We start from the raw sequence: 13,713 nt of genomic DNA, 5'->3' as shown, positions 1-13,713 counted from the left end.
GACAGAATTCCCGCTTTTTAGTATAATAAACTTGGTTTACTTTATATCTGACTTATCGAGTGCAAAAACCTTATCCAGATTATCGCTGTTTTTAACGGTAACGCCAAGGTCTTTTACCAAACCGGTACCTAAATCGATAACCCAACCATGAATTTCCAGATCGGCCCGCTCACGCCAGGCATTCTGCACAATTGTAGTTTTACAAAGATTGTAAACCTGCTCCATGGCGTTTAACTCAACCAAACGATTTAACTTCTTTTTCTCATCCGAAATGCGGTTAAGTTCATTACTATGCAAACGATATACGTCTTTAATGTGTCTGAGCCAGTTATCAATTACACCATATTGCTTATTGCTTAGCGCCGCAGCAACACCACCGCAACCGTAATGACCGGCAACAATTACATGTTTTACTTTTAAAACGTTAACTGCATAATCCAATACGCTTAACATATTCATATCAGAATGAACACATACGTTGGCAATATTGCGATGTACGAATACCTGACCGGGTTTGGTATTGGTTACCTGATTGGCCGGCACACGGCTATCTGAACATCCAATCCATAATACATCTGGTTCCTGACCGCTTGCCAGTTTGGTAAAATAATCCGGATCCTCATTCAGCTCTCTTTGTACCCAATCGCGGTTACCCTGAAGCAATTCTTCATATCCCCGCTTTTGCCCTTGTTTAACCGTATTGTCCATATCTTCAACTATATCTTTATTATTATTTCCAACATTCATAATTAACTATTATTTGTGGGTTTATAAATTAATTCATTCAAAGGCGGCACATCGTAATGATCTTTAATATTGACCAGATTTACGATAATTGCCTTTGTGTACGCATTGTGTTTATAATTATGAATGATCTCGAGCACATCTTTATCAATAAACATTGAATCTGTACCATCAATAATAACATCAGATTCTTTTGGTAAATGTGTTAATGTATATTGAATGGCAGCTTTATTTAAAAAGGATACTTCCTGCGCCAATTGTATACGAATGACTTTCTTACCTCCATTTTTTTCAATCTTATAAAAATAAGGATTGCGTAAGTTAGTTCTCAAAATGTAAAATACACCTACAAGCATTCCTATTGCTACACCCTTAAGTAAATCTGTAAATACTACAGCTAAAACCGTTACCAAAAATGGCACAAACTGATCTTTACCATCACGCCACATTTTCTTAAAAAGAGCAACTTTTGCAAGCTTATAACCAGTAATTAATAAAATGGCGGCAAGACAAGCAAGTGGAATTTTATTCAATAACATGGGAATAAATAACAAAGACAGCAGTAACCATGCACCATGATAAATCGAACTCATTTTTGTACGGGCTCCCGAATTGACATTTACTGATGATCTGACAATTACCGAAGTCATAGGCAGGCCACCCAGCATACCACTGGTTATGTTACCAATACCCTGGGCTACCAATTCGCGATTTGTTGGTGTAATCCGTTTGATGGGATCAATTTTATCAACCGCTTCAATACTCAATAAAGTTTCAATACTAGCAACAATTGCGATGGTAAATGCAACTGTCCAAACTTCTTTATTGCCTATCTGAGAAAAATCGGCCATTGAAAAGAGATCTTTAAATTCATTGAATGAATTCACCACCGGAATAACAACCATTTGATCAGCTCTTAAGGCCAGACCTGTATTTTGAAACAGGATAGATAGTAAAACTCCTGAAATTACTACTAATAACGGAGCCGGAATGGCACTTAGCTTCTTAAACCGTGGCCAATATATCATCAGGGCCAGAGAAAGCAAACTGATAATTACTGCTCCAAGACTTATCTCATTAAAAGCCCGCATTATAGCTGAAAAAGTATTCTCCTGATTGAGCTGGAAAAAACTCTCATCTCCTTCAAAATCAGAATCAAATCCTAAAGCATGCGGAAGCTGTTTCAAAATTAAAATAATACCAATAGCCGCCAGCATACCTTCTATTACAGAAGAGGGGAAATAATTTGCAATGATTCCGGCTTTGGCTATTCCCAAAATAATTTGAATTATCCCCGCTAAAACCACGGCCAGTAAAAATGTTTGATAAGATCCAAGCGAAGCAATTGCACTAAATACAATTACGGTTAATCCTGCTGCCGGTCCGCTTACGCTTAATTGAGATCCGCTAATTGAGGAAACTACAATTCCACCAATAATACCGGTTAAAATACCGGAGAATAAAGGTGCGCCTGATGCCAGAGCGATACCTAAACATAAGGGTAAGGCAACCAGAAATACAACAATACTGGAAGGGAAATCCTTTTTTAAATTTTTGGGCAAAAAATATTTTTTAATATTCAATGCTGATCCGATACTCTGATCAACTTTCATAGTAATTTTTTTAAGTGTTAATAAAAATTCATAATTATCCTTACCGGGATAAAAAATTATCCGGAAAGATCAGGCTAAGAAAATTTATTAAAAGTTTGGCGGTGGGGTAGCCACGCTGGGATAGAATGCCTGAACGGCTTCATCATCCAGAATGATGAAGCTTGTTTTAATTACATTTTCATGCGACTGAAAAAAGACCTGGCTGCAAAACTTTTCATACCAGTCACCTTTAAGGGTTTCCTTTGCTTCTTTGCCGCTGGTTTGTTCAATCTCTAATTGCATGATAACTGCGTATACTGATTTTTTATCAATATGATGAGCAAACAGGGGCATAACAGCTAAAAGCATCTTCACAAAGAAGATACCTAAAAATATTATGCTGAACGCCTTTTTGAAATGCGCCATTCCCATATTTGTATTATGCAGATTATTTTTCAATGCGCAAAACTATCCAAAAATCTCTCCAATTTTTACTAAATGGCTTTTTTTACCAAAAAAAAACAATTACATAGCCGGAGAATTAAGCCTTATCTAGTAAAAATCATGCGGTTTACTAGACTAATAAAATAATTTATTGTGATAATTCATGATTTCAAACAATTCAAAAAAATTACAGCCCGAAAATTCAATTCTTGTATTGGAATCCTTTTTAAGTGGAGTTTTTGTATTTTTACCGCCCGGCCTCTAAACCGCCTCTTAAATCCTAAATTGTGAATAAAAAGATCGAATCACTTCAACAAAAACAAGACCAAGCTTTATTAGGCGGCGGAGAAATTCGCATTGCAAGCCAGCATAAAAAGGGCAAGTTAACAGCACGTGAACGCCTTCATTTTCTATTGGATGAGGGTTCTTTCGAAGAAATCGGGATGCTGGTAACACATCGCTCAACTGATTTCGGAATGGAAAAGGAACGGTATTCCGGCGATGGCGTGGTTACCGGATACGGAACCGTCAGCGGAAGATTAGTATATGTTTTTTCCCAGGACTTTACTGTTTTTGGAGGTTCTCTTTCTGAAACTCATGCAGAAAAGATCTGTAAAATAATGGATTTGGCTATGAAAAATGGCGCTCCGGTTATTGGTTTAAACGATTCGGGCGGAGCCCGAATTCAGGAAGGAGTAGTTTCATTAGGCGGTTACGCAGATATTTTTTATCGCAACACAATGGCATCGGGAGTGGTTCCTCAGATTTCAGCTATTATGGGTCCCTGTGCCGGCGGAGCCGTGTATTCACCCGCTATTACTGATTTTGTATTGATGGTAGAAAATACCTCTTACATGTTTGTTACCGGGCCCAACGTGGTTAAAACCGTAACGCATGAGGAAGTAACTTCAGAAGAATTGGGTGGTGCATCCACTCATGCTACCAAATCAGGAGTTACTCATTTTGCCTGCAGCAATGAAATTGAAGCTATCAATCATGTGAAGCAATTATTAAGCTATATGCCTCAGAATTGCGAAGAACAAACTCCGGCTTTTCATTACGAGATAAGCGATGAACTTCGTCCGAATCTGAATGAAATTATGCCCGAAAATAATTCTCAGCCTTATGATATTCGTGAGGTAATTCAGGAGGTAATTGATCAGGATTCATTTTTAGAAGTTCATAAAGATTTTGCAGAAAACATTGTTGTTGGTTTTGCCCGGCTTGCAGGCCGAAGTATAGGCATTGTTGCCAACCAACCGATTTATTTAGCCGGCGTTCTTGACATTCATTCATCTACCAAAGCCGCCCGTTTTGTCCGCTTTTGCGATAGCTTTAACATTCCTTTGCTGGTATTTGAGGATGTACCCGGGTTTTTACCTGGCACAGATCAGGAATGGAATGCCATTATAACCAACGGAGCCAAATTGCTTTACGCTTTTTGCGAAGCAACCGTTCCGCGGATTACTGTAATTACCCGTAAAGCATATGGCGGAGCATACGATGTTATGAACTCCAAGCATATTGGAGCAGATATGAATTACGCCTGGCCCACAGCCGAAATTGCCGTGATGGGAGCTAAAGGTGCGGCAGAAATTATCTTCAAAAAAGAGATTTCTACAGCAGATGATTCTAACGCCAAATGGCTTGAAAAGGAAAAAGAATATTCTGATATTTTCGCTAATCCGTATCGTGCTGCAGAACGGGGATTTATAGACGAAGTTATTGAGCCTGCCGAAACCCGGAAAAAACTGATTAAGGCATTCAAAATGCTGGAGAATAAAGTGGTTAACAATCCAAGGAAAAAACACGGGAATATTCCTTTGTAAATCCTTGAGCTAAAAGAATAATTGTTCGGAAATGCGATTTCCTTAAAAAAAAATTAAGCCTCACCCTATTTTGGGCAATTTTTTATGATGTCGGAGTGTTCCTCTTATTGGATCGTGAGAGTAAAGTCTTTGCTTAAAGCATAACCGACTGAGGGTCATGCCCCTGGTTTGATTGCTGGGGTAAATCTACTGAGGCCGACTTCTCAATTATCTTATCCAGGTATCCCTTATCCAACCGAGTACCTAGGCATTTAGGATAGTAAACAATCTATAAACCTTGTCTTTTCGTTACTACCTATGTTTCATCACAATTCGGACACATTTTATGGCTTTAAAATCTAAATGTTTATAGTTAGTATGGTATCAGCCTACCTGCAGCCCACTGCAGGCTATTTTCTGTTTTATAATATTTCACTTTCAGATCTTGTAGCTTCTGCAGGGCTTCCAATGTTTTGTTTTCGCGGGAATTAATGAGAAATAAAGAACTTTCTCCTGCCTGAAACCGGATTTCTTCTCCCCGCTGTAACAACTGGTAATTTTTCAAAGCTTTTTCCTGCAAGGCCACCTGGCTTTTCAACGCCATCAATTCGTTAAAATAACTTTTTACCTTGTTTTCCACCTGCCATTGTTTTTCTCTCTGCTGTAATTGCGTTTCTGTAATTTTCAATTTTGCTTTCCGGTATTCACCCCTTCCCTGTGACAAGCGGAGCGGAATGGCCAACGATAACCCGTACTGATAATTATTTTCAAAGAACGGACCGATTTGGGGTACATCATAACCCTTCCCTAACTGATTGTATCTGAAATTTACAGTAGGTAACAAGTCCTGAAATTTTAGCCTCTTCTCCACGCTTAATACATCCAGCTTATAATTATAAATGAGTAAGTCTGGGTGATTCTCTAGGGCGTCCTGCAGTAAATTATTTAATTCCGGAAGCTGCGCTGCCGCAATATTTTTAAGTTGTATGTCATCTGCCGGAACAATATCTAATGTCAAGGTGTAGGGCTGTGCATTTCCAGTCCACATAAAAAGGGAGAGTTCCAGGCCAGCATTCTGAAAATCAAGCAAGGCCTGACTTTTCAGCAATTCAAAATTCTGCAATTGTGCGAGCGCTTCTGTCGTATCAATAGCCGGTCTATCGCCCAACCTAAAAGCCGTTTTTGTAAACCCGACTCTTTTCTCGTTAACTTTTACGGCATCGGTTAATATGTTATATATTTGGTATTGCTTCGCCCAATTCCAATAACTGTTCATCGCATCCAACAACAGGGTGTTGAGTATGGTTCTTTTCTCAACAGCTGAAGCATCCTCTAAAATTTTTGCTGTTTGCAAAACTGCTCTTCTTTTGTCTATCAGTAAATTTTTTGCCAAAGGTATACTGATGCCCACATAACTTGTTTTTCCTTGCGTTTCTTCAGGCGGAGTGCGACTCCCGGATAAATTTTCTAAACCTGCCGAAACTTCCATACCAAACCAGGTGGGTATAATAAGTTCAGGTCTGTTGTAGGAATAGTAATTTGTACCATCAAATGTTTTCTCCGCCATTTCATTCTTAAGAACCGGATCAAACAGGCCTCTTGCACTAGTCACATCTGCTTTCGCTTTATCTACAAAGATGTCTGCCTGCTTTGCCATCGGATGAAACTGTTTAACAATCTCCATTACCTGGCCTGCCGACAAAGTTTTTAAGCTATCCTGTGCCTTCGCCGAGAAAGCCAATAATAGTATAATAAGAAAGGAAGCAAATTTTACAGCATTCATTTTTTCCCTTTTGATTTCACATCCTCTTTTGTATAATAGTCTGGTGGAAAGCCATTAATATTCCGCCATAACTCGTACCAAACCGGCACATCCATTAGTAAAGTAATAGCTTGCGCCCCTACACCAATTCTCAGTTCTTTTGGCCATGGGCTATCGTTCGCATCTTCCTGCACTAAAACTCTGTATTTGCCATTTACGCTCATGTTGCTTTCTACCGCTACAATTTCGCCGCCAAAGGTGCCCGAAGAGGCTTTGGGCCATCCGCTAAATACAATGGCCGGAAATCCGTCAAAGAGAAAACGAACTTTTTGTCCTTTTGCAAGCAAGGGTAAATCAAGCGGCCGTACAAACATTTCGACAGCATATTGAATTTTGTCGGGCACTATTTCGGCAATCATATCACCATCTTTTACAAATTCACCAATACCGGCTTTTTGCGCTTTTATAATTTGCCCGCTTTGAGAAGCCAGTATAAAATACTGGCCGTTACGGATACTATAGCTTGCGTATTGATTTTTAAGTTTGGCAATATCAGCCTGGCCACCGGCTATTTGTGTTAATGATTGAAATTGCTCGCCCTGCGCTTTGGTCACTTTTTCCAGGTTTTCCTGTTTCAGGGAACTCATCTCTATCCGGGTAATAACTAAATCCTGCTTACTGTTTTCAAGTTTATTTTCGGCACTGATTTTTTTTGCCTGGGCACTTTGGAATTGCTGATTACGAATTTCCAATTGGGTTAATGACACAAGGCCGCTATCGTACATAGTCTTTTGTCGATTGTATTGCGTAGTACTTATAACGAAGTCGTTATTGGCAGAAGCCGCTTCTGCGCTGTCCGCCTGCACTTTCAATTGCAACTGTTTAAGCTTGTTTTCTAACTGGTTTAATTTTAACAGAAGCCCTGAATTTATGGCGCCTATTTGCTGGTCGGCTACATCTACTTTGCTTTTATAATAATCAACCGATTGCTGTTTACCGGCTAATTGTTCCTGCGTACGCTTCAGCAAATTCGGGTCAAGGTAGTCCACCTTTATTTCTGTTAGCTGAATTAATGTATCGCCAGTTTTCACATAATCACCTTCTTTAATATGCCATTTGGCTACCTGGCCGCCGATAATGGTATTCACCTGTTGTGGACGCTGATCCTGGAACAGGGTGGTCACCGTTCCGGTAGCCCGGATATTCTGTGTCCATGGCAAGAATAAGAAAATAACAAAAATCAATACACAGATAAAGAACCATGTCTTTACCTTACTATTTTTATCATACTGGTAAATACGGGTGTTTGATTTAATTGAAATATCGTTCATGGTTATTGGTTGGATGACTTGGTATTTACCAGAGTAGTGATGGTTCCCTTTTCCATAATTAAAACCTTGTCGGATTGCTTTGCAAACTCTTCATCATTGCTTACCACTACCAGCGTTGTGTTCTTAATTTCGTTGAGCAGTTGAATAATTTGCGTTCGGAACCCATTTTCGAAGTGCATCCAGGGTTCTTCCAGCAATAATAAACGAGGGTTTCCGGCAAGGGCTCTCACCAATAAAATTTTATGTACCACGTTTCTTGGCAGCCTGTTACCGGTGGGATCAAGCATGGTTTCGTAACCATTCTTCAGTGTGGCCACAAAATCATTTAGCCCAACCTTATCGGCATAATTACTCACTGATTCTATAGTAGCAGTTGAACTACCCAATGCGATGTTTTCCCAAAGAGTACCGGTGAAAATATCCTGATGATTGATTAGCACCCCTATCTGCGAATGAACTGAATCAAGATCATAATTTCCAACAGGTATATTATCTAAGAGAATAGAGCCTTTAAATTCTGTGTAGGCACCGGCCATTAGCCGTATCAATGTTGATTTACCGGAACTGTCTTTGCCTTTTATACATACTTTTTCTCCGGGATTTATTTGCAGCGAAATATTATTTAATATTTCTTTCTCATTATTGTAACCAAAGCCCACGTTTTTCATTTCCACTTTTAACCCATTGCCATTGCCGGGTAATTTGGCAGAACCACTTTCTTCTACCGGCATATCGGTCAGGTTGGATATTTTCTCAACCGATGTCAGCGTATCATACACACTATCCAGGTTCATAATGAGTTTTTCTACGGAATTGAGCACAAGCAGGATGATGATTTCAGCGGCAATAAACTGGCCGATATTTAACTGCTGATTGACGAGCAATATGGTGCCTACTATCAGCATCGACGCGGTAATTATCGTTTTAAAAACTACCAGCACATGGTACTGAAACAGCAATATTTTAAAATGCCGATTGCGGGCGTCCAGGTAATCGCTTACATGTCCATCGGTTTTATGCAGGTGAAAATTATTACTTTTTACCAGTTTAATAGATTTTACTACTCTTGCGGTTTCTTCCAGCCAGGCGGCTACTTTGTACTTATAACTACTTTCGGCAATGCTGGTAGACAAGCCGTGTTTACCTGTGTAGCGAAGTATCAGCCAAAGCAAAATAATAAGAATCAATCCAAAAAGGATAAATGCAGGGTGATAAAAAGATAGTAGTATCAATCCAAATAATATTTGAATACTGGCTGTAGGTATGTCCAGCAGTATTTTCGCCAAACTTTTTTGCAGCACGGGGATATCAAAAAACCGGTTTACCAATTCGGGCAGATAAATAGCGTCTGTTTTCTTCAGATCTATCTTTGGGATATGTTTAGCGAAGGCAAAAGAGTAACGAACAAAAAGTTTCTGTTGGATTTTTTCGATCAGTTTCATCTGATTAACCTGCATAATACCCGCAACAAGTACACCTATAACCACGAGTGCTATTAATACAACTAATGTAGCCCTCATGGTGGCACCAAGCACAAAACCAATGATGGCCTGCACGCCTAAAGGGAGCGAAAGCTGTATCAGCCCGCCTAGTATGGCATATAAGTATACAGCAGTTATTTCATTTCGCTCCAGTTCTAACAGGTTAAGGATCCGCGAAAGAGGGCTTGCAGTTGTTGGCATTGATCGATTTTATTTAATGGTGCTAATTTATCTGCCCGGCCCTAATTGGGATAATCAGGTTTATGGCTTTTAAACTATTTAAGAATTAACGTATCTTCATAAAAACTCACCTCGCCGGTTGCAATATTATGACTGCCGCCTGCAATTCCGATTTCTCCGGCTTCTATCATTTCTTTTAAAATAGGGCTGCGCTCCATAATGGCATGAACGGTTCTCTTCACATTAATGGCGGCCACTTTCTCCACAAATTCGATATTGCCTGAATTGCGGTTTTCTGTTTCTGTTTTTTCATCATAAACGGCGGGTTGTATTTTGCTTAACAGCGCCGTCAGGTTGCCCATTTCTACGTGATCGCAGGCACCTTTTATAGCCCCGCATTTTGTATGGCCCAACACTACAATTATTTTTGAGCCGGCTACTTTGCAGCCAAATTCCATACTGCCCAAAATATCTTCGTTGATGATGTTACCTGCAATCCGCACGCTAAAAACATCACCCAGACCCTGGTCAAAAATTAACTCTGCCGAAGTACGGGAATCAATGCAACTTAAAATGACGGCAAAGGGATGCTGCCCGTCTGATGTCTCATTGGCTTGCTGCAACAGGTTTCGGTTTACTTTCAGGTTACTTACAAATCTCTTGTTCCCCTCTTTTAATATGTCCAGCGCCATAGTGGGTGTAATCGCATCTTGCATTTCTTTGTTCAACGTTTTCATAATATTTCAATTTTTAAATGGTTTGTGTTTAAGCAGCTCTTTCAATAAAATTTATCTTTTCAACGGTAATGTTTTTAGTTTTAGCGTTAACCTCATAATCTTTTATTAGTTCAAGAACATCGTATGCTACCGATTTTGAGTTGGAAAAATCAATTATCACTTTTGAATTTGCCGGAATTTGATCCAGTTCTTTCACCACATTGGCTTTATTAAAGAATGAAACTTCCTCAGCTAATACCAGGTGATACGTTTGAATACCATCTTCCGTAGTAATAATCTCTTTCATGTAGTGTGAATTGCGGTAGCTGTGTAGCAACGCATAAAAGCCGCCCACCATTAATCCCGCGGTTATTCCTTTCAATAAATCGGTTAACAAAATTGCAACTATTGTTACCATAAAAGGCACAAACTGCTCCCATCCCAATTTGTACATCTGTTTAAAGAGAGCAGGCTTCGCAAGTTTATAACCTACCATAATTAAGATGGCTGCTAAACTGGAGAGTGGAATCATATTCAATAAGCCTGCAATAGTAATAGCACTGATCAGTAAAAATACGCCATGCAATATGGCAGACATTTTTGTTTTACCGCCAAATGAAATGTTGGCCGAACTGCGAACAATTACCTGAGTAATTGGCAAACCGCCGATTAAGCCAGAAACAATATTACCTAATCCTTGAGCCTTCAATTCTCTGTTAGTGGGCGTAACCCGTTTCTCTGCGTCCATTTTATCGGTAGCCTCAACACACAACAAAGTTTCTAAACTTGCAACAATTGCTAGTACGGCAGCCACTTCCCAAACTTTCAGGTTAGTGATCGCAGAGAAATCCGGAAACGTAAAAAAGCTAAAAAAATCAGTGAGGGTGTTTGCAACCGGAAGCCTCACTACCTGATCTGCCGAAAGGCTGTAATTCATAGCACCTGTTTGGAATAAATAATTCATGACAATGCTCAATATCACAACCACAATAGGGCCTTGTACCAACTGAAAAAATTTATGTTTTTTTATCAGAACCTGATCCCACAATATAAGAATGGCGATAGATAGGCCGGCTATTAGCAGGGCTCCAGGCGTTATCACATCAAACGCTTTGTATATGGATGAAAGGGTGGTTTCACCATCGGCCTGTAAGAAAGATAAGTCTCCTTCAGCATCATTATCGTATCCTAAAGCGTGGGGTATTTGTTTTAAAATTATCAACAGCCCGATACCGGTAAGCATTCCTTTAACTACAGAAGAAGGAAAGAAGTACGCAATAAAACCCGCCTTGGCATAGCCCATAATTACCTGAAAAACTCCGGCAAGTACAACCGCTAGCAAGAATGCAGGCCAGGAACCAAGTGCAGCGATAGAGGTCAGCACAATTACAGCTAACCCGGCTGCCGGACCACTAACTCCCAAAGGGGAACCACTGGCTATACCTACTATAATTCCGCCCACTATTCCGGCTATAATCCCGGCAAACAACGGAGCCCCTGAAGCTAAGGCAATTCCAAGGCATAAAGGTACTGCCACAAAAAACACAACGATGCTTGCGGGCAAATCGTTCTTCAATTCTTTAAACGCGTCTTTCAATTCCATAATCAATTGTCATTGTAAGTTTATTAGGCGAAGATAGTACTTTAATTTAAAATGATAGTATTACTATCATTTTAAATTGCAATACTTTTAACTCCTTTTATGCTATAAGGTTTAACTTTCTCTACTGGTTTACCCTAAAGCGAAGAATCCCAAAAGGAATCATTAAAAAACCAACATAATTGCAATAAGAATTTGAAATAAAAATGACAGAAAAGATTGTCTCTGAGTCTAGAATGAATGGCAACCAGAGGTAATATAAACATTTTGTGAATGGAATCAAGACTATTTCATTTATGAAAGATTTGGTATTTTGCGGCTTGAAGGATTAACCTCGCTGTGACTGTTCCACACCTTTTAGTTGTGATTTGGTTGGTTGGATAGAGGTTGATCAGTAAATTAGCATCCCAAAAAAATAAATTGTGTATCAAATCGAACAAATACCGGCAGAATTGACCTGGGCTATTCGTCATGAAGTAATGTATCCTGAAAAAGAATTAAAAGATATTAAATTAGCTGACGATGAAGATGGCATACACTTTGGGTTATTTGATCATAATCAATTAATCAGTATAGTTTCCTGGTTTAAAAGAGGAAATAATGCTCAGTTTCGAAAACTCGCAACAGTAAAACAATATCAGGGTTTTGGTTATGCTACTTTGTTAATGGAACATATAATTGAGTTCAGTAAGAGTGAGCGTGCAGACATGCTATGGTGTAATTCCCGTAAAAATGTATCTGATTTTTATAAAAAGTTGGGTTTTAAACTAACAGAAAATACTTTTAATCAGGATGGGTATGATTTTGTGATAATGGAATTATCTCTGCAATAATAAATATATCAGCAATAAATATAATGGCTAAGAAAGAAAATAAGCACATTCCGGTAGTTACCGAACAATCTCTTCAGTTTTTTGAAAAGTACATCAACAACCCCTCGCCAACCGGCTACGAATGGGAAGGACAACGTTTATGGCTTGACTATTTAAAACCATATGTTGACGAGCATTTCGTAGACAATTACGGTACTGCAGTAGCAGTAATTAATCCTGAAGCTCCTTACCGGGTAGTTATTGAGGCTCATGCCGATGAAATTTCTTGGTATGTAAATTACATTAATAAAGAAGGTTTAATTTACGTGATCAGAAATGGCGGCTCTGACCACCAGATTGCACCGTCTAAAAGAGTAAATATTCACACCGAAAAAGGAATTGTAAAAGCAGTTTTCGGATGGCCTGCAATCCATACACGCAGCGGTGAAAAAGAAGAAGCTCCTTCATTAAAAAACATTTTCCTCGACTGTGGTTGTACTTCTGCAGAAGAAGTTGAAAAACTTGGTATTCATGTTGGTTGTGTGATTACGTACGATGATGAATTTATGGTTTTAAATGATCGTTACTATGTAGGCCGTGCATTAGATAACCGTGCAGGCGGTTTCATGATTGCCGAAGTTGCCCGCTTATTAAAAGAGAATAAAAAAACCCTTCCTTTCGCTCTTTACATTGTAAATTCAGTACAGGAAGAAATTGGCTTACGCGGTGCTGAAATGATCGCCCACCGCATAAAGCCTCATGTTGCCATCGTAACGGATGTAACTCATGATACTCAAACACCAATGATCAATAAAATTTCTCAGGGCGATCTGGCCTGCGGCAAGGGACCGGTAGTTTCTTACGCACCTGCCGTTCAAACCAACCTTAATAAATTATTGATCAGGGTTGCCGAAAACAATAATATTCCTTTTCAGAGACAAGCGTCTTCACGTTCAACGGGAACGGATACAGATGCTTTTGCTTATTCTAACGATGGCGTGGTTTCTGCGCTTATCTCTCTGCCTCTTCGATACATGCACACCACCGTGGAAATGATACACAAAGAAGATGTTGACAATGTAATTCGGTTAATTTATGAATCATTGTTAAATATTGAGGTTGATCATGATTTCCGGTCGATTAAATAAATAAAATTCGGGTGTCTGACATCATGAAAATGTCAGACAACCAATCTATTAATGGTGGCTCAACTCAGGATGATAATCAGTATTTGAGAAGTCTC

General features: G+C 39.3%; 11 protein-coding genes. 3 read left to right on the top strand and 8 right to left on the bottom strand.

The window, feature by feature from the left end; genetic code table 11:
- Positions 1-36 precede the first annotated feature (36 nt).
- The 3 genes from can to G521_RS16705 form a co-directional block, all read right to left on the bottom strand.
- Positions 37-708, bottom strand: a complete 672-nt coding sequence (gene can, locus G521_RS0107095; protein WP_026897918.1) for a carbonate dehydratase — start codon at positions 706-708, stop codon at positions 37-39.
- A gap of 41 nt (positions 709-749) precedes the next feature.
- Positions 750-2,357, bottom strand: a complete 1,608-nt coding sequence (locus G521_RS0107090) for a SulP family inorganic anion transporter (RefSeq protein ID WP_026897917.1) — start codon at positions 2,355-2,357, stop codon at positions 750-752.
- An 87-nt stretch (positions 2,358-2,444) separates the two neighbouring features.
- Positions 2,445-2,795, bottom strand: a complete 351-nt coding sequence (locus G521_RS16705; RefSeq protein WP_155975695.1) for a hypothetical protein — start codon at positions 2,793-2,795, stop codon at positions 2,445-2,447.
- 272 nt (positions 2,796-3,067) lie between these two features.
- Between G521_RS16705 and G521_RS0107075 the strand changes: the two genes are divergently transcribed.
- Complete coding sequence (locus G521_RS0107075; RefSeq protein ID WP_026897916.1) at positions 3,068-4,609, top strand: acyl-CoA carboxylase subunit beta; 1,542 nt, start codon at positions 3,068-3,070, stop codon at positions 4,607-4,609.
- A 352-nt stretch (positions 4,610-4,961) separates the two neighbouring features.
- Here G521_RS0107075 and G521_RS0107070 read toward each other — a convergent pair whose 3' ends face one another.
- The 5 genes from G521_RS0107070 to G521_RS0107050 form a co-directional block, all read right to left on the bottom strand.
- The gene (locus G521_RS0107070) at positions 4,962-6,371 is read right to left on the bottom strand and encodes a TolC family protein (protein WP_026897915.1); all 1,410 of its coding nucleotides are present in this window, start codon (positions 6,369-6,371) and stop codon (positions 4,962-4,964) included.
- Positions 6,368-7,681, bottom strand: a complete 1,314-nt coding sequence (locus tag G521_RS16700) for an HlyD family secretion protein (protein ID WP_051189549.1) — start codon at positions 7,679-7,681, stop codon at positions 6,368-6,370. The genes G521_RS0107070 and G521_RS16700 overlap by 4 nt, the downstream gene beginning before the upstream one ends.
- Before the next feature lie 2 nt (positions 7,682-7,683).
- On the bottom strand, positions 7,684-9,363 hold the full coding sequence (locus tag G521_RS0107060; RefSeq protein WP_026897914.1) for a peptidase domain-containing ABC transporter: 1,680 nt from the start codon (positions 9,361-9,363) through the stop codon (positions 7,684-7,686).
- Positions 9,364-9,437: 74 nt separating this feature from the next.
- Entirely contained in the window at positions 9,438-10,079 is a 642-nt protein-coding gene (locus G521_RS0107055; protein WP_026897913.1) for a carbonic anhydrase family protein, read from the bottom strand.
- Between the two features lie 28 nt (positions 10,080-10,107).
- The gene (locus G521_RS0107050) at positions 10,108-11,661 is read right to left on the bottom strand and encodes a SulP family inorganic anion transporter (protein ID WP_026897912.1); all 1,554 of its coding nucleotides are present in this window, start codon (positions 11,659-11,661) and stop codon (positions 10,108-10,110) included.
- A gap of 419 nt (positions 11,662-12,080) precedes the next feature.
- Between G521_RS0107050 and G521_RS0107045 the strand changes: the two genes are divergently transcribed.
- Positions 12,081-12,491: a GNAT family N-acetyltransferase gene (locus tag G521_RS0107045; protein WP_245580838.1), complete on the top strand. Its 411-nt coding sequence runs from the start codon at positions 12,081-12,083 to the stop codon at positions 12,489-12,491.
- A gap of 23 nt (positions 12,492-12,514) precedes the next feature.
- Complete coding sequence (locus tag G521_RS0107040; RefSeq protein ID WP_026897910.1) at positions 12,515-13,618, top strand: M42 family metallopeptidase; 1,104 nt, start codon at positions 12,515-12,517, stop codon at positions 13,616-13,618.
- Positions 13,619-13,713 lie beyond the last annotated feature (95 nt).

This window comes from Daejeonella oryzae DSM 19973 (assembly GCF_000422945.1).
Classification (GTDB): Bacteria; Bacteroidota; Bacteroidia; order Sphingobacteriales; family Sphingobacteriaceae; genus Daejeonella; species Daejeonella oryzae.
Note: the sequence above shows the minus strand (reverse complement) of the source record. Positions and strands in the feature narration are given on the sequence as shown.